Here is a 21,563-nt window from a genome sequence, read left to right as displayed (position 1 = left end):
TCATCAGGTTTCCTACATAAAAAAGTTATCTCGTCTCTATAGCGGCTTTACCTGTGAAACGTATGTTGAATCCATTCATGGTTTAGAAAGTCGATCGACACATTATTTCGGCCCCAGGGTCGGTCAAGAGGAATTTGAAGATGAAACTATATTCAGCGTCAGCGTTAGCCATTGCAGTTGCAGCCGTAACTATGTCGAGCACTGTCATCGCGAAACCCAACAAAAACACCAAACCTTACCCTTACGGCAACCCTGTCATTACACACATGTACACCGCTGATGCGTCGCCTCACGTGATGCCTGATGGTCGCGTTTGGATGGTCACCTCCGTCGACCATGAAAAGAGTGGTGGGTATAGCACCATGCACAAGTATCACAACTTTTCATCAGCAGACATGGTGAATTGGATTGACCACGGGCCTGTTTTGAATATCACTGATGTCAATCCAAACGAAGACCCAAAAGTTGACGATTGGGCCTTGTGGGCCCCTGACGTCATTTACCGCAATGGTAAGTACTATATGTACTATCCTATCCATATTCGTCATCGCCAAGATTTAAGACCCAACGGAAAACCCAAAGTAACGAGCTACATTGGCGTTGCGGTCAGTGATTCGATGGACAAACCCTTCACTATTATCCAGCCGAAAATTCCTGGCACACAAGGTATCGATCCGTCTGTTTTCATTGATGATGATGATCAAATATATTTGTATTGGGGGAGTCAATGGGCCGCTAAACTTGCCGACAACATGGTCGAACTCGCAAGTGAACCTGTGAAATTAGACATTGGTACAGACAACTTCATGGAAGCGCCATGGGTACACAAACGTCAAGGTGTTTATTACTTCAATTACCACACCAAGTACGGCAACAAAATTGACCGCAACAACCCGGATGACCCCAAACGCGCTAAATCACACCTCGATTATTCGTATAGCACATCACCTATGGGGCCTTTTAAACATGGCGGCATAATGAATTATGAGCTCGGATACGAAGTAGACAATGGTCCAAAGTTCCCAGGCAAAGACTATGTGCCTTGGCGCCTTACTCAATCGAACCATGGCGGCGTGGTTGAGTTTCACGGCCAAGACTATTTGTTTTACCACACCTCTGCTTTGTCTTCATGGCGACAAGATGAGTTCGAAAACATGGGCACTTGGACGCAGCGTTCGGTATCGATCGATAGAATAGATTACAACGCAGATGGCACGCTGATCCCCGTCCAACAAACCATCGAAGGTGTTTCGCCAGTGAAGGTATCGCAAGATTTCTCAATTCCACTTGGAACTGCGAAAGTGAGCCAAACGCCCACCAAGTTCAGCGATATCCAACTCGGCAGCGGCTACTACTATTTCTCCGCTCAACTCGCGAATAAAAATGCGTCTGGAAAAATTGAATTGCGATTAGATGCTCCAAACGGAACACTGATAGGCAGCATTGCACTAACCCCAGAAACACTCAAACGCGATAAAATCGAGACCTTCCTCCGCGAAGCCTATGGCAAACATGATGTGTACATCAACTACACGGGCCAAGGTTCACTTAAACTCTCGAAAATGCAATTCAGCGCAGGTTCGCCCAAAGTTCTTTAATTCAGTAAATACAGGCGCTACATGACGTAGTGCCTGACTCTATACCTTGGGTGATTTGAGGTGTTCCATTGATGAAATTCATAGCCATGTCTACCAAACTAATTTCAGTCGCACTATCAATCGTGTGCTGTTTAATATCAACATTAAGTCACGCAGCTTCAAGTACTGTCGAAAAGCCGGCTATTTGGGTGTATTCAGATTTATCTGATCCCACTGACTTGAGAAGTCATAACCATCCGCAAAATGATCCCGACGATATTGTGACGTTGGCTGCATTATTGCTGTCGGCAAACCGATTCAATATTGAAGGGATTGTTGTCGCCTCCACAAACCGCAAAAACTTAGCCAATCCAATTCCTTTCACTGACAAAATGTTCAAAGTACCTTACGAACGTGCAGTGCCTTTTTTAAATGCTCAATTGGGTGGTTATCAAGATTCAGTTAATTTTCACCTATCGAGTATCAGCTCTGCTGCAACAGCAGACGGACAACCGATTAAGTTTAAGCCAAACACCAATTATCGCGATCTAGGCAAGTTGAATACAGTCGCCGCGGCTGTTGAACAACTCAATCAAAAACCCATGTATGTGTTGTCGTGGGGACCACTCACCGAGTCTGCAATTTTGGTCAAACACTTGATCGATTCAGGTAATACCAAGGCTTTGAATAACCTTACACTTGTATCGCATTGGACCACATCAACAATTGCACAAGGTAGCCCCGAGAAACCATTCCATGTGGCCAACTGCCGTGATGACTGGAATGCGTGTACCTACCTTCACACGCAGGCTGCAGAGCGCACCAACGTAAAATTCATAGAACTAGGGTCGACCGGTCAAACCGGTATTGTTGACGGCTCTTCGGGCTTTCCTAAATACAAACAGTTTTACCACAGCGCATTAGGACAGGTATTCGCAGCAGCTAAGTTTTACCACCAAAAGCCCGATCAATCAGACGGAGCCACATTTTGGCTACTCACTGAATTTGGTCCAGCTCTCAACACCATTAAAAACGACGGAACATTGTCTACCACAGAAGAGAAATCGATTCGGGATATCTTCAAAGCCAATGGCAATGAGATTGTTGCTGATTTACTGAAACGTTCAAATATTGCTGCCAAGGCCGGAGCACTCCCTGTTGACGAGGTTGCTCGAAATTTCAGTTATGCGTATATCAAGCGCGAAAAATTGGAAATCTACTGTCCATTTCAGGGCCAAATCATGGTTAAAAATGCAGCGGGTAGCCCCGTGTTAGAAAAAGCTCTACCGCCTGGAAATCATAAATTCCAAGAGCTCAAGATAACATCTGGCTTACAAGTAAGCTTAACCTGTGACCAAACTATCAAATCATTCACGACGGATTGAAGAAATAGACGAATATTACATACTCATTGGCGAGTAAATCTCGTATTATCGTGCCGGTGAGTATGTCTGTTATTGCGAGTGTAGTTAAAGTTCATGTCGATCAACTCCAATCTTTCTAAAGGCTTTTTTCTACGCGACTTTTTAGTCAAGCCTAATTTCGACTGCATTGAATGCAACGGCGACACATTCAAAGTAGAGCCAAAAGTCATGCAAGTCTTACTCTATTTGGCTCACAATAATGGGCATGTGGTCAGTACTGACGAACTCATTGAAGAGGTTTGGAAAAGTACCGTCGTGTCGCCGCAGTCTGTGCATCGTTGTATTTCAAAACTGCGAAAGTTATTGGCGACAGATGACAAGTCAGACGTTTTCATTCGCACTTACCCTAAAAAAGGGTATGCATTAGAGATCGAACCAACGCCGTACCTGGGTGAAGAAAGCCCACTTCCCACGGACGAACCCGTTTCAGAAACCTCCGCATCGAAACGCAATACGTCAGCGCTCATTTGGGCCGGAGTGCTTGTGGTGGTGCTTGCTATTGCGCTCTGGTTTGCCTTCGGTGGAGCTGAATCAACAGACAATACACCGAATAGCAACGTGCTCAATCTCCCTGTGATTAATGACAGCGAGCACTACTACATGCAATTAGCATCTAACTCCAACCAATCTCATATCGCGACTGTGAGACAAACCAAGTCTGGGGTCGAATTAATTTATCAAGATCCTGATATGACTCAAACCATTGATTCATTTGACACAGGTTATGCAGATTATCGCCTGGCTTGGTCAAAAGACGGCCAAACCCTCGCACTTAGTCGCTATGCCAACCGCATGACGCAAATATTTACGTATCAATTAGATCCCCAAAGCTTGTCTTTTGAACAACGCAAAGTTGTGTATGAAAGCCAAAAAAACCGTGTGGGGAGTATGAGCTGGAACAATGACAATCACATTCTTGTTACCCTCACGTTATTGAACGAATGGGAACACTACTTATATCGTTTGGAGCCAGAGTCTGGTGCGCTCTACCCCACAGACTTTAAACAGCAGGCGCATCAAGCCAAGTTTGGTCATGGCATGATTGCCATCGCAACACGCGATTATCGACAGAATCACATCACTGTGGTCAACGAAGAATTTGAATTAATAGAGCGCTTAACGACGCTGCTCAATATCACCGACTTAGAACTGATGCCAGATGGTTCCGGCATTGTATTCAGTGAGAGCGATACATTGTATCGCTGGTACTTTAATCGTCGCCACGCAGAACCAATCCTTACTGCAAACGGTGTATTGCAAAACCTCACTGTCACCGAGAACGAGCAATATCTGTATATCGAATCCATCAACGATAGCAATATTAAGCGACACAATATCAACACCAGAGCAGTGCGGGTGACAGGCACGAATGCCAATGAGCGCTTGCCTACCTTTGCCCACAACAGTGATATGTTCGCATTTGTAAGTGATGCCAGCGGCTCCGAGCAAATTGTGACTACCAACGGTAACGAACAAACCACGATTACAAATTTTGATGATGAACACACCATTGATGGAATGTTTTGGTCGACAGACGACTTGTGGCTTCTGATCCAACGAGGTCAGCAAGTACTCCTATATTCATTTGCTGTGAATAGCTCCAAAGTCGTCATGGACCATAATTTGTTTGTGGAAGTCATCGGGCTATCGAATGATCACCAACACCTGTTTTATAGCGACAGCAATAGTGATCCCAGAACCTTTTATAAGTTCTCGATTATTGATGGCTCGAACAAGGCGCTTTCGATTCCAGCCAACAGCAATGCAATTACAATCAATGGCGAACTATTCTTCAGCGCTCGCAACAGCAACAAGTTATTCAAACTTGAGCCGAACAATACGCGCACCTTTGTCACTAACATGCCTTACAACAGCCAGTTTGTATCCAGTAGTAAAAGTAAACTTTACTATTACTTGAACCGCGCCAATCAGATCAAAAATATCTATGAGTTTGATCTCACCACAGGTGAGCACAAACTGATTGTTGAACGCGGCGGATACAGAGGTACGGTGACCTCGGTGCAAGAAAACGAATTTCTCACAGAAGTTGATGACCCTCAAAGCCAGCTCATCCAGCAATTAAATCACTAAATTTTTAATGGTGGCTCCCACAGTTGGAGCCACGGTGATATAATCCTGCTCCGGCTGTGCCTGGCCATCAGGCACATCGGCTTAAGCCGTTTCCCGGGATGCAGCATGACCAACACGCTCTACCAAAAGCACATTGTTTCCATCGCAGATTTATCACGCGATGAACTCGAGCTCATTGTAAATACCGCAAAGCAATTGAAGCAGACGCCTCGTCCAGATCTACTGCGCAATAAAGTTATTGCGAGTTGCTTTTTTGAAGCCTCAACTCGAACACGTTTATCATTTGAAACCGCAGCCCAACGGCTTGGCGGTACCGTGATAGGCTTTGATTCGGCAGGCAATACATCGCTGGGTCAAAAAGGTGAAACCTTAGCCGACTCTGTGAAAGTTATTTCTTCGTATACCGATGCATTTTTCATGCGCCATCCCAAAGAAGGTGCTGCGCGTTTAGCATCAGAGTTCTCCAATGTCCCCGTGATCAATGGAGGCGATGGCGCCAACCAACATCCGACACAAACATTGCTCGATTTATTTTCAATTTATGAAACTCAAGGCAGCCTTGAGCACTTGCATGTAGCCTTTGTTGGGGATCTTAAATATGGCCGTACCGTTCACTCTTTAGCGCAGGCTTTATCATTATTCCGCTGTAAATTTTACTTTGTATCACCGCAAGCATTGGCCATGCCCGACTATTTATGTGAAGAGCTAAATAAATCAGGCGTTGAGTTTGAAGTGGTCGAAGAGCTTGAGCAGATTATTCCAAAGCTCGATATTCTTTACATGACTCGGGTGCAAAAAGAACGCTTTGACCCCACTGAATATCAACATATGAAAGCCAATTTTGTTCTCAGCGCCAACATGTTGAGTCAAGTGAAGGACAACCTCAAAGTTCTTCACCCTCTTCCCAGAGTGGACGAAATTACGCCAGACGTAGACCAAACGCCATACGCTTACTATTTTGAACAGGCAGAAAATGGGGTGTACGCGCGCCAAGCGCTGCTCGCTTTAGTGTTATCAAAGGAGTTTAACTAAGATGGCAGAGCACAAGTTACAAGTTGAAGCCATTGAGCGCGGCACCGTCATTGACCACATCCCAGCTGGGATGGGCATTCGTATTCTGAAGTTCTTTCAACTCACTCAGCAGCAAGATGCGATTACCGTAGGTTTAAACCTGCGCTCAAAACACTCATCTAGCAAAAAAGATATTATCAAAGTCGAAAACACCATCTTTGATGTCCAACAGGCCAATCAGTTGGCGCTGTTTGCGAAAGATGCCACCATCAATGTGATTGACGACTATGATGTGGTTGAAAAATATCAGGTGACCTTACCTGAAGCTGTAATTGGCGTGTTGACCTGTCCCAATAGCAATTGCATATGCCACGATGAGCCAGTGGATAGTCGCTTTTACGTGACCGAAGATACGCCCGATGTCACTTTGAAATGTCACTATTGCGAAAAAAGCTTCTCTCAACGTCTATTCGTTGAACTTAAGTAATCTCTTGTTGCCCAACTGGGCAACAAATCATCTCGATATTTAATGTTATGAATGCTGTCATTATTGCCGTTGTTTTAATGCTGGGCTTAAGTTTGCTCAGAATCAACGTGGTGATTGCACTGACTGTCAGTGCGATTGTTGCCGGAGTGAGTGCGGGCCTACCACTGCCCGATACCATCAAAGCGTTTGAAAAAGGATTAGGAGGCGGCGCAACCATTGCGCTTGGGTACGCCATGTTAGGTGCCTTTGCCGTCGCCCTATCCCGTTCGGGTATCACCATTTGGTTGGCTCACAGCATTATTTCAAAACTTGGACACGAGCCCACAGCGAAGCAATCAGCAGTCGTCGAAGCACTGATGTTGTTTGCACTTCTGATTATGGCTGTTATGTCACAAAACGTAATTCCTGTGCACATTGCTTTTATCCCAATTTTAGTACCACCATTGTTACGCATTATGAGCTCGTTTCAGCTCGACCGAAGACTTGTTGCTTGTGTGCTTACGTTCGGTCTTGTCACCCCTTATATGTTGCTCCCTATTGGCTTTGGGTCCATATTTTTAAACGACATACTCTTGGCCAATTTAACTAACAATGGATTAGAAGCAAATGCCAATATGGTGATGCCCGCCATGGCATTGCCCGCGTTAGGCATGGTTTGTGGATTGCTGGTTGCAATATTCATTAGCTACCGTAAGCCAAGGGTCTATGCCTCTACAGATATTCACGAAGACAAGTTGGTGCTGCCGAGCTTTAAGCAACGTATGATTGCCCTTGCCTCAATTGTGATTACGCTCGTAGTTCAGCTTTACACAGGCTCCATTATTCTTGGTGCATTAGCAGGTGTAGCAGTGTTTACACTAACAGGCTTAGTTAAATGGAATGAAACACATGATGTGTTTTATGGCGGGTTGAAGTTAATGGCCATGATCGGCTTCATTATGATTGCCGCATCAGGCTTTGCTGAGGTCGTTAAAGCCACTGGCCATGTGGATACATTAGTCGCTGGGCTCACTGAACAATTTGCGGGTAATCAAGCTGTAGCGGCATTCGCGATGTTAGTGGTTGGATTATTGATCACTATGGGTATTGGTTCATCATTCTCAACTATTCCAATTATCGCCACGCTCTACGTGCCTTTATGTATTGGCTTGGAGTTCTCTGTACCAGCCACCATAGCACTTGTTGGCACAGCTGCTGCGTTGGGTGATGCAGGCTCACCCGCTTCAGATTCAACCTTGGGGCCAACGTCAGGCTTGAATGCCGACGGGCAACATGATCATATATGGGATACCGTTGTACCTACGTTCGTTCACTACAACTTACCCTTGATGGCGGCAGGTTGGCTAGCAGCCATTTCACTTTAACGTTGCGTTTTCCTCGGCTAGACGAGTCTCGAACCGAGGCTCCAACGGCTAAGCGTGACCTTCAAGTAACTGATGGATCCGTGACTTCAAAATATCAATCGCAATGCGGTTTTTACCACCACGTGGAATGATCAAATCGGCATACTGCTTTGATGGTTCAATGAATTGCTGGAACATCGGACGAACCGTGCTGACATACTGGTTGATCACAGAGTCCATCGTTCGCCCTCGCTCTTTCACATCTCGTGATAAACGGCGCAGCAAACAAATATCAAGCGGCGTATCCATATAAAGGCTTACGTCAAATTGCTCCCGAAGTAAGGGCGAATTGAGCAAAAGAATACCTTCGATAATAACCACTTGAGCAGGTTCTAAACGTGTCGTTTCATCACTTCGAGTATGGGTTTCATAGCTATACATAGGCACATTAACTGCATTGCCTTGTTTTAACTGCGCTAAATGCTCAGACAACAAATCATGATCAAATGCTTCGGGGTGATCGTAATTAGTTTGCTCTCGTTGCGCCATGGAAAGGTGGTGCTGATCTTTGTAATACGAGTCTTCCGAGATGATCACTACATCACAAACGTCGCGCTCGGCTAGAATTTCATCATGAATAGTTCGTGCAATTAAGCTCTTGCCAGAAGCGCTCGCCCCTGCCACAGCAATCACTACAGATATCGACATCTTACTGTTACCCAAATCCAATTCTTTTCTCGATAGACACAATGATAGTCGCTCTCTCACCCAACATGCTGAGCTGTTAAACATGGAAGCACGATAAGTAAATTGACTATGCGCCTGTATAGTTGACGATATCGACAACTTTTAATGTCGTAATGTTACCATCCTTTTGATTTGTATTGCTCGTATATATTTAGCCAGCGTCTCGTTTGGTCTCGAGTAAGGCGTGATAGCGATAAATGCTAAACCAACACAAAAATAAAACTAACGAATTCAAAGAGTGCCATAAGAAGTGTGTGCCCAGCGGTATGGTTGAACATATGGCTTGATCAATCGTGCGAAATAACAGCGATGCTGCAAAGATAACACTCCCCAACATGAGGGCTCTATCGTAAGTTTGATAGCGACGTTTGTGCGCCATACTGAACACCACCAGCGCCGCAATGGTAGGCAGGTACATTTCCGAACCATTCAAACTGAACGGGAGATACTTGCTCCCCAACACCACTGCAATATATAAGACAAAACATAGGCTCGTTTGAACCCAGCTTAGCTTCAGGACTTGTCGAGGGTAGGCAAACAAGAAAATAATTTGGAAAATGTAGATAGGAATGATGTCTGCGAGCATTGCCCAGCGGGTAGCAAAAGTATGAAATAGGAAGCTGCCAATCCCAATAATTACCATGAACATCGCCAATATGGTCAAGCTCAACGGTTTGGTATCACCGCGGTTGAGCAATGACAATGCGAGCATTCCCACCAATATAAAGCCGATGTTGGTTAGCGCATTGGCAGGCTCCGACCAAAAACTGAAATCAAGCCGTTCACAGTAGTTATTCAATTGAGTCAGCATATCCGTGCCTATATAAGATTGTCCTCGCGAGTTACATATTACAACGGTTCACATTGCATTGGCATTGCAAAACCGAAACCTTTCACAATTGCCATTTCATCAGCATAGTCAAACACCACCGCAAAATCAGCGTTCATACTCGCTGACTTCATAGGAAGAAACGATAACTGGTGTGCAAAGAATGCTTCGAATGTGCCAGAGCTAAAGTATTCTGAAGGCCCTTCCCAGCATCCCGAATAGGCACAAATACTCATCGAGTTGTCGGTATTAATCACCACATGCATGGGTGTGAAATCATCAGAGCTGTCGCAGCTTCCTTCAAAGCATCGAATTTCTAAATCCGGGTTACGGCAATGAAGTCCGATTTCAACGGCAGTTAACGCAGGGCTGATCAATACGGCCATTGTCGCAGCCCCCTTCGCAATAATCTGATGCATCAGTGTTCCTGTTAAGACCGGCGGATCTTAACTGCCGTTCCAAACACCATGAGTTCAGAGGCACCATCCATAATCGCACTGGATGTGAATCGAACCCCTACTACGGCATCCGCGCCCAGAGTCTGCGCCTGCTCAAGCATGCGAGCCTGCGCGTTGTCTCGCGCCTCTGATAGCATTTCGGTATACCCTCTAATTTCGCCACCAAAGATTGTTTTCAACCCAGCCATAATGTCGCGTCCAACATGTTTAGACTGAACGATATTCCCCGTCACCACGCCTAAATTTTCAACGATGGTATAACCACCAATATGCTCGGTTGTCGCAATAATCATGAGATGCCCCTATTCATTAATGGAGTATTTAATTTACCGCATTGCGAGCCAAAAACACCGAATCTTTTGTATCTTTTTATGTCCGTATGCTCATTCATTCTAGGCTACTATAAACCATCCATCAGCGGCTTTAGAGTAATGAACGTCCATAAAAAAGCCAGCCTCGCAGCTGGCTTTACCGGTGTTTAAAGTCGCGCTAAGGTCCCTTAGTGAAGTTTAAGCTTAGGTTTGAACACACGACTAATCTTGTCTGAAAACGTCACCATGGCTGTTTTAAAATAACCGTGCAACGCAACTTGGTGCATTCGATATAGTGAGATATAAACCATGCGTGCAATACGCCCTTCGACCATCATTGAGCCGTTGGTTAAATTGCCCATGAGACTACCCACGGTACTAAAGCGACTTAATGACACAAGAGAGCCATGATCTTTATAAACATAATCAGACTGAGCTTCACCATTAAGTTGAGCTCTAATATTTTTATAAGCATGACTGGCCATTTGATGCGCTGATTGCGCTCTAGGTGGCACAAACTTTCCATCACCCATTGGACAGCTTGCCGCGTCCCCAATCACGTAGATTGAATCGTCTCGCGAGGTTTGCAAGGTCGGTTTTACAACCAGTTGATTGTTTCGATTAGTTTCAAGGTCCGCAATATCTTTTAGAAAATCAGAGCCTTTAATTCCTGCAGCCCAAACCATTAAGTCAGCTTGTATCAAGTGACCGTCTTTGGTCATTAACCCTTCAGACGTAGCTTCGGTCACCATGGTTGCCGTAGACACCTTCACTCCAAGCTTGGTCAACTCTTGGTGAGCAGCCCCCGAAATACGAGGAGGTAAAGCGGGTAAAATTCGCTCTCCAGCCTCAACTAAGGAGACTTTAAGATTACTTTGGCTCACGTGGCGTACGCCATAACTTTTCATTTGCCGAGCAGCATTATGCAATTCAGCCGACAACTCGACTCCCGTTGCTCCACCGCCAACAATGGCAATTCGTAGCGGGTCACTCTCAGCTCCTTGAACATGCAGACGGAAGAATAAGTCGAGCATTTTACGATGAAAACGATGAGCCTGATCCGGACTATCCAAAAAGATACAGTGCTCTTTTACACCCAGCGTTCCGAAATCATTCGACACGCTACCGATGGCTATGACCAAATAATCATAGTCGATCGAACGCTGAGGAAGAACTTGCTCACCATCTTCGCCAAGCAGCGGAGCCATGATCAACTGCTTTTTATCGCGGTCAATACCCGACATGCTGCCAAGTTGAAAGTCGAAACCATGATTGGCTGCGTGCGCACGATAGCTCACAGCATCGGTACCGTCATCAAGCGCCCCAGTGGCAACTTCATGCAGTAAGGGTTTCCATAAGTGAGTACGATTTTTGTCAACAAGGGTGACTTCTGCTTTATTGCGCTTACCCAACTTATTACCCAGTCGAGTGGCGAGCTCAAGCCCGCCCGCGCCGCCGCCAACGATGACGATGCGAGATATAGTCATTTTGCCTCTACCTACCGCTAATACGCGGAATCAATTATAAATCCTGTTGTTTGAACTCTTGAATGGCCGGTAAATGAGCAGCAATTGATTTGAATTTATGAGTTTGCTGATCGTCCCATATGACCTTGTAGTAGGGTTCGAGTTCTTCCGCACTTGCTCTGTTATTCAGAGTCTCGTCTTGTGTGGAAAGGATACAGAGGCATTTTTCTTTATTTTTTTCACGAAATGCACTGACACATTTAGTACCAATGTCTGCATATTCTTCAGGTCGGTCAATTTTGCCAACCATGTTGTCTTGTGGGTGCAAATTTGGATTAAATATCACCGAGCGAATACCGCTTAAAAAAGCAACTCGTTCACTCCAGTAACCACCTAACCCGACTCCAACCAGTAACGGAGACTTGTCATTGCTGTTGTCTAACTCTCGCTTTATTTCTTTGAGAATATGACTCATATCATGCTTCGGGTGACGCGTGCTATATGTGACAAAACGGACGTCAGGATCAATAAATTTAAGCTGTAATATTTTTTCGTGATTACCGGGGCTGGTTGAATCGAATCCGTGTAAATAAATGATCATGACGTCTGCTCCACTATTCCTTGATGGCGATTGAGGGAATTGCCGAAAGCAACTGAGTATAGCGTTCGCAAGAGTGCAAATAATCCCACTCAGTTGTTGTGGAGTTTAACAGAGTTTTGATTCTTTGCGAGTCTTCAAATCCATTTCGCCAAGCCGTATTAGCGAGTAGCTCATTCACGCCTTCACGATCGTTGCACAGCAAGACCATATCGCAACCCGCGTTCAATGCAGCTTGAGCCCGTTGTGGGTAACTGCCCATTGGTTCAGCGCCCTTCATAGCTAAATCATCCGAAAATATCACACCTTCAAAGCTTAAATCTTGGCGTAACCGATCGAGCCAAAATTTGGAAAACCCCGCAGGTTTATCGTCAAACTCAGGGTAAATCACATGGGCAGGCATAATGGCATCAATTTGATTCGCGTCAATCAATTCTCTAAAGACCTGCTCGTCGTTTTCCACACAGGCTTTGGAACGCTCGTCCACAGGTATAGCAATGTGTGAGTCTGCGGCCACACTGCCGTGCCCTGGGTAATGCTTACCAGTGCATTTCATGCCTGCATCATGCATACCTTCAATAAATGCATCTGCCAAGTCAATGACACGCTCTGATGTGGTACCAAACGAGCGATTGCCTATGACTTCACTGATCCCATTCAAATCTAATACAGGCGCAAAACTAATATCAATATCGCATGCCAACACTTCAGCTGCCATAAGCCAACCTAATTCGCGCGCGAGCCTTTTTTCATTCCAACCACAGTCAGCGGCGAGCACTGGAATATCAGCCATTGCTGGAATTGCGGAAAAGCCTGAACGAAAACGTTGAACACGTCCCCCTTCGTGGTCAACAGCTAATATCAAAGGTTTATTGGCTGCGGCTCTCACTTCGCTAATCAGCGAGATCAGCTGAGAGCGGCTTTCAAAATTTCGGGTAAAAAAGATAACACCACCCACAGCAGGATGTTGCAGTAATTTATGTTCATCCGCCTGCAGCTGCGTGCTGTTCAGGTCGAGCATCAGAGGGCCCATGGGTCAATTCCTTACTGTCATTAGTGATCGTATCGGGTTCATATTCATTCGCAACATCAATGAAATCTTGCTGCCAGTCGGCAAGCTCTCGGTCGAGATGTTGGCGTTGCTTTTTAGTCAATGAGGGGTGAAGGTCAGCATAAAGCTGAGCATAAGCCAACCGTACCTGTTTTAAATAAGTGGCGAATGTATCGGTGTGTGTCACCGGATCGTTCATAAAAATTTGCTGGAAAGTAAGCTCAGATTGATGCTCAGGTCGAGGTTTGAGTAACTGCTTCAACAAAGATCTCCAATGCAAACCTTGCTGCCGTACGATCTCATAATCATAGGGCCGTACGGCAGACCAATTCTCAATAAGCTGTTTTTGTTGAGAGGTGAGTCGCCCCAGCCATTTTTCTACTGTGTCTTCGGTTCTCTCTTGCCAATGCTCTGCCCACTCTTCGTCTGAGCGTTCTTCTGCCTCATCTAGGTAGTCATTAAAGCTTTCATCAACGTTTACAAGCAACTCATTGATTTGTTGTTCTGACAGAGACGTGATTATTTTTTTTAAACCTGGCGCTACAACCGCAAGCAGGCGTTGCTGATGAGATTGAATTCGGCTACGTTGCTCCAACCACTGTCGAGGGGTCCATGATTGAGTTGCGATTTGGCCACGAAACACTTCGATTTCTGCAGCGTATCGTTTTAATTCTTCGCGTTGATGCCAGTCGAGTACTAACGCCAGTTCGTGGTCAAGCACCGCTTCTTGCGACGCATTCAAAGAAACATAATCATCAACATACCAAGGCACAATCCAATCAAGCCATCCATATGTTGTTTTAAAGCTACACCCTGAGAGTAAAAGGATGGCAAAGACGATGGTTAGGGGCTTATACATTCATCACCAAGATTATGAATCGAACCACTGCAACTAAGATGGCCATAAAAACCCAAACTCTCAACAATTTTCGGTAGTCCACACACAAATAATACAGTTCGGACTCTTGGTCGTAGTCAAATTTCTGTTGCCACATTTGCAAAAGAAAGGTCTTCCACCCCGGAAAAATATAATCCGCATCATGGGCTTGAATGTTGGCAATCAGCTTTTTCGATTGGCGAACAATCATATATGTGAATACAAACCATAAGACCAACCATAGTAGCCATAAGGGGACGATTACCGACATGTGTTCACACCCATTCATTGCAGGCACTTGTCGTACCCATTGAAACAAGAAGTTACGGGAGTTTCCCGCTCAAGGTTAGAGCCGATTCAGCCCCCAGTTGCAAGGACAACTCTGATAGCATCGCCTGCCATTGCATACTTAAATTTAGACCTCGCCCCGACAAGGCCAACTGCCAACGAGACAGCCAAGGAGCCCAATCAGGGCACTGATGATCATACATAGCGGCGACACCTTGTAACTCAGTCCAATGATTAGCAAACACCAAATAGTCTTTGCTGGCACCCGCCATGACTTTTTGTACATCTAACAATAGAGCGCAAAGCCAAGCAAACGACTCAGGCGAGTCTGCCACCGCTTCATCAACCAACTCTTGAGCAGGAACTTGGCCTTTCAGCACACCCAGCATTCGCACTAGAAATGCATCGAGCCGAAGATGGTTACCATCAGACACAAATTTTTGAGTGACTAATGGAGCACCACAATTGAGCCGAAGGTGTGCTTCGGTTGCGTCACTCCCTTGTTGCTGCAACCATTCAAGCGCGATGTTTTCATCAGGCACAGGTACAACATAGTTTTGGCATCGGCTGGTGATTGTTGCCATCAGCTGACTCGCGCTTGGGCTAGTGAGCAAAAGAAAGCTTTGCCGGCCTGGCTCTTCAAGCGTTTTAAGCAATGCGTTAGACGCAGATTCCGTCATGTTTTGAGCGTGTTCGATGATCACCACTCGCGCTCCTTGCTGATGTGCAGTTTCACTCAAGCTGGTGATGGCTTGTCGAATTAAGTCGACGCCGATGCTGGCTTTGTCACTTTCAATTTGAATTAAATCAGGGTGACTGCCAGCTTTGAGCAGCAAGCAACTTCGGCAAACACCACAAGCACCTTGAGACGTTGGCTGATGGCACAATAAGCGATGAGCCAGCCACTCAACGAGTCTTCCTTTACCAATACCATGAGTGCCGCTAAATAACATTGCATGAGGGAGCCTATCAGATGCAATCAGTTGCAATAGATAGTTTTGACTCGTCGCTTGCCATGGAAATAACTCAGTCATGGCTGAGCCAAGATGAAATACGCGCGTTCACAGCATCCGCAATATCAGCCTCTACTTTTTCCAGAGATTGACTAGCATCAATGGTCACAATGGAAGCATCCCCCTCAGCGAGTTCAAGATATCGTGCGCGTGTGCGATGAAAAAAGTCGAGCGACTCTTGTTCTATGCGGTCAAGCGCGCCTCGTCGACCGGCTCGTTCCAAACCAATCACAGGATCAATGTCCATGTAGATGGTTAGATCAGGCCTAAAGTCACCCAACACTAAGTCTCTCATTTGCGCAAGCATTGCTTGAGAGAGTTGGCGCCCTCCCCCCTGGTAGGCTTGTGACGATAAATCGTGGCGATCACCTAATACCCAACTGCCTTTGCCCAACGCAGGTTTGATCCGTGTTTCGACCAATTGAGCGCGGCTCGCGTACATCAGCAACAACTCTGCTTTAGCGCAAGGGCTATCTTCAAGATCTGGGCTTTTAACCAATTCACGTAGTGCTTCGCCCAAACCCGTTCCACCGGGCTCTCTGCATTGCTCTAGTGTAATGCCTCGCTGCATTAAGATATCTCGGACACAGTGGCTAGCAGTGGATTTACCTGCGCCTTCAAGGCCTTCAATAACAATGAACTTTCCGCTCAAAGCTTACTCCCGATTCAATATGTAGCGACGAACATTGGCATTATGTTCTTGCAACGTTTTAGAAAACACATGGCGCCCATTGCCTTGACTTACAAAGTATAAATAGTCTGTTTCAATCGGATTAATGGCCGCTTCTATGGCCTCAATACCGGGCATTGCAATAGGCGTTGGCGGTAACCCCCGAATAACATAAGTGTTGTAAGCAGTGGCCTCACGTAAATCAGCTTTGGTAATGTTGCCTTCGTACCGGTCGCCCATTCCATAAATAACGGTGGGGTCGGTTTGTAAACGCATTCGCAGATCAAAACGATTGTGAAACACTGATGCAATAGTGGGCCGCTCGTCAGGTTGACCCGTTTCTTTTTCAATAATTGACGCCAAAATCAGCGCTTCATAGGGTGTCTTGATATGATCATCGCTTTCTTGTTGACGCTTTGCCCAAGCCTCTTTAAGCATTTGCTTCATGCGATCATGTGCGCGCTCTACAATTGTTAATGAAGGCGTGCCTTGGGTATAGAAATATGTATCAGGGTAAAGCCATCCCTCAATGAGGGGGTGCTCAATACCTAAGTGTTGCAACAAGGCTTGCTGTTGATTCAATATTGGCGAGGAATTGAGCGTGTCGGCCTGCGCAAGCTGTGTTTGCCAATCGGCCCAACGGCTGCCCTCAACAAAGGTCATTGAATATTGATGCTCAGCCCCAGAAATCAAATGTTCTAAGCTTTGAAGCAAGCTCTGATCTGTTTCAATTTGATAGGTCCCCACTCGAATTTTGCCAAATTCAGGTTGGCGTTTTAGCAACCACCGCATGTAATTAGCGTTTTCAATCCAGCCATTTTGCTGCCAGTCACGCATCAATGACTTCACCGACTTGCCCGGTAAAACCTGGATGACTTGAGGTGAAGAAATAACAACGGGTTGAAGCAAAAATTGCTTCATTTGATATTGATAATATTGCCAAGCTGCACCGGCGACAAGCGCTGCAACCACAACGAATAAACCAATGAAACGTAACCATTTAGACATTGAGAGGATCCAATTCCTTTTGCAACAAACGACAGAAGAAGTGAGAAACAAACTGATGTTGTTGGAAATGAGTAATAGGGACTGGGCCCATAACTCCGTTGCAGATGAACATCTCATCGGCATCTTCAAGTTGTGCTGGATACACCGAAACTTCGTTCACAACAGTGTGATGTTCAGCGCAATATTGCAAAATGCGTTGACGACAAATTCCAGCAACGCCAGCTTGGTTTAAACGAGGCGTGAAAATCTCTGTTCCCTTGCGCCAAAACAAATTGGACGCGTTACATTCCACCACGTAACCATTACTGTCACAGAAAACGCCTTCAAGCGCTCCTTGCGCAATTAACTCCTGCTTACCGAGCACTTGTTCGAGTCGATTAAGGGTTTTGTGTCCGGCCAAAGCCGGTTGCACGCCAAGCTTTAGCGAGCCAAGAACCAATGCAATACCATGATGGCGCCATTCACTGACAAAGCTGGGGAAGTCAAATATACCGACGATTCGAGTTGGGCAAGTAACTTGTTCAGGACTATAACCACGTCCACCACAGCCCCGAGACACAATAGCTTTGCATACGCTATAGGTATCGGTTGAAGAAGCCGCCTGGTGCATTTCATGCTCAAGCAAAGCCCAATCAACACTCTTAATACTTAACGCATGACAGCCACGCTTTAATCGTTGAAGATGAAGTTCAAGATGTTCAATTTTGCCATGAACAACGCGACATGTTGTAAACACACCATCACCAAAACTAACCGATCGGTCAGTGGGATCTATCGAGGTGTTTAGTTGTCCGTTAATCCACATTGCTAATGTTCGCACACGTCATTAAATACAAAAAAGCCTGACAGCAAAAACTATCAGGCTTTCATCAGGATATAAAGCTTAAAGCGAGATTTAAACGCGCTTAAACAATAAGCTTCCATTGGTACCACCAAAGCCAAACGAGTTGCACAATGCGTATTCCATTGTGTGTTTCGCAGCTACATGAGGTACGTAATCCAAATCACAACCTTCATCTGGGTTATCCAGATTAATGGTAGGTGGGATCTCTTGGTCACACAGCGCTAAAATTGTAAAGATAGCTTCCACTGAACCCGCAGCACCTAATAGGTGTCCTGTCATCGATTTAGTAGAGCTCACTTTTAAATCATACGCATGTTGACCAAAAACAGATTTAACGGCGTTGGTCTCAGCAATATCACCTGCAGGCGTCGAAGTGCCATGAGCGTTGATATAACCAACTACCTCTGGCGACACATCAGCGTCGTTCAATGCATTTTGCATTGAAGCCGCGGCACCAGAACCATCAGCCGGTGGAGAGGTCATATGAAATGCATCACCACTCATGCCAAAACCAGCTAATTCTGCATAAATCTTAGCGCCACGTGCTTTGGCATGCTCATACTCTTCGAGTACCATGACACCTGCACCATCACCCAAGACAAAACCATCTCGGTCTTTGTCCCATGGACGACTCGCCTTTTGCGGTTCGTCATTGCGAGTTGATAATGCACGTGCAGCACCAAAACCACCCATTCCCAAAGGTGTTGAAGCTTTCTCACATCCACCTGCAACCATCACATCAGCATCACCATAAGCAATCATGCGTGCGGCATGACCAATGTTATGAACGCCAGTAGTACAGGCTGTAGTAATCGCAATGTTTGGACCTTTCAGGCCATACATAATCGATAAATGCCCTGCTACCATATTGATGATGGTAGATGGAACGAAGAATGGAGAAATCTTACGAGGACCGTTTGCTTCTAAATTGCTGTGGTTTTGTTCAATTAAACCTAAACCACCAATGCCAGAACCAATTGCTGCACCAATACGGTGAGCATTGTCTTCTGTCACTTCAATACCCGAGTCTTTGAGAGCTTGGATACCTGCGGCAATGCCATATTGAATAAAGTCATCCATTTTACGAGCATCTTTTTTAGAGATGTACTCTTCAATGTTGAAATCTTGAATCAATCCAGCGAAGCGTGTTGGAAATTGGGCCGCATCGAAATGTTCGATGTTTGTGATGCCACTCTTACCTGCCAATAGATTTGGCCAGGCCTCTTTTATGGAATTACCGACAGGCGATAAAACACCCATACCAGTAACAACAATACGACGTTTGGACACCATACCCTCCTGACTGTCTTATAAAAAATTAAGGCGGCTGAATAGCCGCCTTAATTAGAAACCTATTGGATTAGTCTTGGTGAGCCAAGATGTAATCTACGGCTGCTTGAACAGTAGTGATCTTCTCGGCTTCTTCATCCGGAATCTCTGTATCGAACTCTTCTTCAAGAGCCATTACTAGCTCAACTGTATCCAGAGAGTCAGCGCCCAAATCATCTACGAAAGAAGATTCTGACTTAACTTCTTCTTCTTTAACACCAAGTTGTTCGATGATGATCTTCTTAACGCGTTCTTCGATAGTGCTCATGATAGCTGTTTTCCTTTCTAGTAGCGCTTCGCGCAAATTTTTGTGTAGTTTATTCAATCGGCTACAAGATGCAAGATCCTGAACCCAATGATGCGCTGGTCGAACCACAAATTATACAAAAGAATAGCTGAGTTTCAGCTTTTTGTGGAACTGATGCGCGTTTTTTCGCTGCGTATTAAACCATATACATGCCACCGTTAACATGAATGGTTTCGCCAGTGATGTAACCTGCCACTGGAGAAGCCAAAAATGCAACAGTTGCAGCAATTTCTTTCGGCGATCCTAAACGATTCAGAGGTACTTGTCCCATAATCGCGTCTTTTTGTCCATCATCTAGAGCATGGGTCATGTCTGTCTCGATGAAGCCTGGCGCTACAGCGTTGACTGTGATGTTGCGAGAAGCAAGCTCTCGTCCCAAGGCTTTGGTAAAGCCAATCAAACCCGCTTTAGCAGCAGCATAGTTCGCCTGCCCTGCGTTACCCATGGTACCAACCACCGAACCAATGTTGATAATTCGGCCCGCACGCTTTTTCATCATGCCGCGCACAACTGCTTTAGAAAGACGAAACAGCGACGTGAGATTGGTATCAATCACATCTTCCCATTCGTCATCTTTCATGCGCATGAAAATGTTGTCACGGGTAATACCGGCATTATTGACTAAGATATCAATGTCACCTTTAAGTTCCTTGATCGTCTTAAAAACTTCTGCAACTGACTCTGAATCTGTCACATTAAGTTTTAAACCATGACCTTGGTCACCTAAGTAGTCGCTAATCGCTTGCGCACCATTGTCGCTTGTCGCAGTGCCAAAAACAAATGCGCCTTGCTCCGCTAACAATTCTGCTGTCGCACGGCCAATACCTCGGCTAGCACCTGTTACTAATACTACTTGTCCGGTTAAATCCGACATTTAATTTCCCTTACTCTTCGCCGTTCGCGAGCAATACAGCGGCTTCAGCTGTATTTACTGTTTTAATCGCAATACGCTTTTCGGCGCGTTTAATTAATCCTGTGAGAACCGCTCCTGGGCCGAACTCATATGCCTCTGTTACGCCATCGTCAGCCAACCAAGTGACTGTTTCAGACCAGCGAACAGGGCTGAACAATTGTCGTACAAGCGCACCAATGATTGCATCAGGCTCAGTTCGGATTGCCACATCTGCATTATTCACAACCGACACTTGAGGCAAATTGACATCAACATCGCCCAGAGCAACTTGCAATTGAGCTGCGGCAGGTTCCATCAAAGCACAATGAGATGGCACACTTACTGGCAACGGCACCACGCGTTTAGCACCAGCATCTTTACAGACCGCACTTGCTCGAACAACGGCCTCTGCTTGGCCTGCTATCACCGTTTGAATTGGAGAGTTAAAATTCACGGCAGACACGACTTCGCCATCTGCGGCTTCAGCACAACACTCCACAACTTTCTCAGCGGGCAAACCAATGATAGCAGCCATTCCACCGGTTCCCTCAGGAACAGCGGCTTGCATAAACTTGCCGCGTTGTTCTACCAGTTTAATACCCTGCGCGAAAGGAATCGCTTCAGCGCAGACTAATGCCGAATATTCGCCCAAACTGTGTCCGGCCATATAGTCAGGTACATCGCCGTCTTCTGCAATGTATGCACGATACAAAGCAACGCTTGTGGCTAGCAATGCTGGCTGCGCAACAAATGTTTTGTTCAGTTCTTCTGCTGGGCCGTTCTGAATAAGATCAGCCAGATCATAGCCAAGTACGGCTGATGCTTCATCAAAGGTCTGTTTAACAACAGGGTGTGTGGCCCATTCACCGAGCATGCCTACCGTTTGAGAGCCTTGGCCTGGGAATAAAAATACACGTTTAGATGTCATTTATGATTACCTGT

General features: G+C 45.7%; 23 protein-coding genes. 6 read left to right on the top strand and 17 right to left on the bottom strand.

From position 1 onward, the window contains the following. Positions 1 to 140 precede the first annotated feature (140 nt). From NAF29_RS09390 to NAF29_RS09365, 6 genes are all read left to right on the top strand, one after another. A complete protein-coding gene (locus tag NAF29_RS09390) occupies positions 141 to 1,598 on the top strand; it encodes a family 43 glycosylhydrolase (protein WP_251261290.1) in 1,458 nt (485 codons plus the stop codon). An 86-nt stretch (positions 1,599 to 1,684) separates the two neighbouring features. Then, entirely contained in the window at positions 1,685 to 2,962 is a 1,278-nt protein-coding gene (locus NAF29_RS09385) for a DUF1593 domain-containing protein (RefSeq protein ID WP_251261289.1), read from the top strand. Positions 2,963 to 3,055: 93 nt separating this feature from the next. After that, positions 3,056 to 5,092 (top strand): winged helix-turn-helix domain-containing protein, encoded by a 2,037-nt coding sequence (locus NAF29_RS09380; protein WP_251261288.1) that lies wholly within the window; start codon positions 3,056 to 3,058, stop codon positions 5,090 to 5,092. Between the two features lie 105 nt (positions 5,093 to 5,197). Further along, positions 5,198 to 6,124, top strand: coding sequence for an aspartate carbamoyltransferase (gene pyrB, locus NAF29_RS09375; RefSeq protein ID WP_251261287.1), 927 nt, complete (start codon positions 5,198 to 5,200; stop codon positions 6,122 to 6,124). 1 nt (position 6,125) lies between these two features. After that, positions 6,126 to 6,590, top strand: a complete 465-nt coding sequence (pyrI, locus tag NAF29_RS09370) for an aspartate carbamoyltransferase regulatory subunit (protein ID WP_251261286.1) — start codon at positions 6,126 to 6,128, stop codon at positions 6,588 to 6,590. Between the two features lie 47 nt (positions 6,591 to 6,637). Further along, positions 6,638 to 7,954 carry a Na+/H+ antiporter family protein gene (locus tag NAF29_RS09365; protein ID WP_251261285.1) on the top strand — a complete coding sequence of 439 codons (1,317 nt, stop codon included), beginning with the start codon at positions 6,638 to 6,640 and terminating at the stop codon, positions 7,952 to 7,954. 48 nt (positions 7,955 to 8,002) lie between these two features. On the opposite strand, the gene udk is transcribed toward NAF29_RS09365, so the two are convergent. From udk to fabD, 17 genes are all read right to left on the bottom strand, one after another. Beyond that, positions 8,003 to 8,641: a uridine kinase gene (gene udk / locus NAF29_RS09360; RefSeq protein ID WP_251261284.1), complete on the bottom strand. Its 639-nt coding sequence runs from the start codon at positions 8,639 to 8,641 to the stop codon at positions 8,003 to 8,005. Positions 8,642 to 8,831: 190 nt separating this feature from the next. Then, entirely contained in the window at positions 8,832 to 9,491 is a 660-nt protein-coding gene (locus NAF29_RS09355) for a ceramidase domain-containing protein (RefSeq protein ID WP_251261283.1), read from the bottom strand. A gap of 38 nt (positions 9,492 to 9,529) precedes the next feature. Next, positions 9,530 to 9,928, bottom strand: coding sequence for a hypothetical protein (locus NAF29_RS09350; RefSeq protein ID WP_251261282.1), 399 nt, complete (start codon positions 9,926 to 9,928; stop codon positions 9,530 to 9,532). Positions 9,929 to 9,939: 11 nt separating this feature from the next. Then, positions 9,940 to 10,260, bottom strand: a complete 321-nt coding sequence (locus NAF29_RS09345) for a heavy metal-binding domain-containing protein (protein ID WP_251261281.1) — start codon at positions 10,258 to 10,260, stop codon at positions 9,940 to 9,942. 206 nt (positions 10,261 to 10,466) lie between these two features. Beyond that, positions 10,467 to 11,765 carry an NAD(P)/FAD-dependent oxidoreductase gene (locus NAF29_RS09340; protein ID WP_285817687.1) on the bottom strand — a complete coding sequence of 433 codons (1,299 nt, stop codon included), beginning with the start codon at positions 11,763 to 11,765 and terminating at the stop codon, positions 10,467 to 10,469. A gap of 34 nt (positions 11,766 to 11,799) precedes the next feature. Then, on the bottom strand, positions 11,800 to 12,345 hold the full coding sequence (ycfP, locus tag NAF29_RS09335; RefSeq protein WP_251261280.1) for an alpha/beta hydrolase YcfP: 546 nt from the start codon (positions 12,343 to 12,345) through the stop codon (positions 11,800 to 11,802). A 13-nt stretch (positions 12,346 to 12,358) separates the two neighbouring features. Further along, positions 12,359 to 13,375, bottom strand: coding sequence for a beta-N-acetylhexosaminidase (gene nagZ / locus NAF29_RS09330; protein WP_251261279.1), 1,017 nt, complete (start codon positions 13,373 to 13,375; stop codon positions 12,359 to 12,361). After that, positions 13,326 to 14,252, bottom strand: coding sequence for a DUF6279 family lipoprotein (locus NAF29_RS09325; protein ID WP_251261278.1), 927 nt, complete (start codon positions 14,250 to 14,252; stop codon positions 13,326 to 13,328). The genes nagZ and NAF29_RS09325 overlap by 50 nt, the downstream gene beginning before the upstream one ends. Then, positions 14,245 to 14,541: a hypothetical protein gene (locus NAF29_RS09320; protein ID WP_251261277.1), complete on the bottom strand. Its 297-nt coding sequence runs from the start codon at positions 14,539 to 14,541 to the stop codon at positions 14,245 to 14,247. The genes NAF29_RS09325 and NAF29_RS09320 overlap by 8 nt, the downstream gene beginning before the upstream one ends. 52 nt (positions 14,542 to 14,593) lie before the next feature. Then, positions 14,594 to 15,592, bottom strand: a complete 999-nt coding sequence (gene holB, locus NAF29_RS09315) for a DNA polymerase III subunit delta' (protein ID WP_251261276.1) — start codon at positions 15,590 to 15,592, stop codon at positions 14,594 to 14,596. Further along, on the bottom strand, positions 15,585 to 16,223 hold the full coding sequence (gene tmk, locus NAF29_RS09310; RefSeq protein WP_251261275.1) for a dTMP kinase: 639 nt from the start codon (positions 16,221 to 16,223) through the stop codon (positions 15,585 to 15,587). Before tmk ends, holB begins: the two co-directional genes overlap by 8 nt. A gap of 3 nt (positions 16,224 to 16,226) precedes the next feature. Further along, the gene (mltG, locus tag NAF29_RS09305; protein ID WP_251261274.1) at positions 16,227 to 17,249 is read right to left on the bottom strand and encodes an endolytic transglycosylase MltG; all 1,023 of its coding nucleotides are present in this window, start codon (positions 17,247 to 17,249) and stop codon (positions 16,227 to 16,229) included. Then, complete coding sequence (gene pabC, locus NAF29_RS09300) at positions 17,242 to 18,054, bottom strand: aminodeoxychorismate lyase (protein ID WP_251261273.1); 813 nt, start codon at positions 18,052 to 18,054, stop codon at positions 17,242 to 17,244. Before pabC ends, mltG begins: the two co-directional genes overlap by 8 nt. Positions 18,055 to 18,144: 90 nt before the next feature. Beyond that, the gene (gene fabF, locus NAF29_RS09295; protein WP_251261434.1) at positions 18,145 to 19,383 is read right to left on the bottom strand and encodes a beta-ketoacyl-ACP synthase II; all 1,239 of its coding nucleotides are present in this window, start codon (positions 19,381 to 19,383) and stop codon (positions 18,145 to 18,147) included. A gap of 70 nt (positions 19,384 to 19,453) precedes the next feature. Then, positions 19,454 to 19,690, bottom strand: a complete 237-nt coding sequence (acpP, locus tag NAF29_RS09290) for an acyl carrier protein (protein WP_251261272.1) — start codon at positions 19,688 to 19,690, stop codon at positions 19,454 to 19,456. Between the two features lie 175 nt (positions 19,691 to 19,865). Continuing rightward, positions 19,866 to 20,603, bottom strand: a complete 738-nt coding sequence (gene fabG, locus NAF29_RS09285; protein WP_251261271.1) for a 3-oxoacyl-ACP reductase FabG — start codon at positions 20,601 to 20,603, stop codon at positions 19,866 to 19,868. A gap of 10 nt (positions 20,604 to 20,613) precedes the next feature. Then, complete coding sequence (fabD, locus tag NAF29_RS09280; protein WP_251261270.1) at positions 20,614 to 21,549, bottom strand: ACP S-malonyltransferase; 936 nt, start codon at positions 21,547 to 21,549, stop codon at positions 20,614 to 20,616. Positions 21,550 to 21,563: the final 14 nt, after the last annotated feature.

Source organism: Echinimonas agarilytica, from assembly GCF_023703465.1.
Classification (GTDB): domain Bacteria; phylum Pseudomonadota; class Gammaproteobacteria; order Enterobacterales; family Neiellaceae; genus Echinimonas; species Echinimonas agarilytica.
Note: the sequence above shows the minus strand (reverse complement) of the source record. Positions and strands in the feature narration are given on the sequence as shown.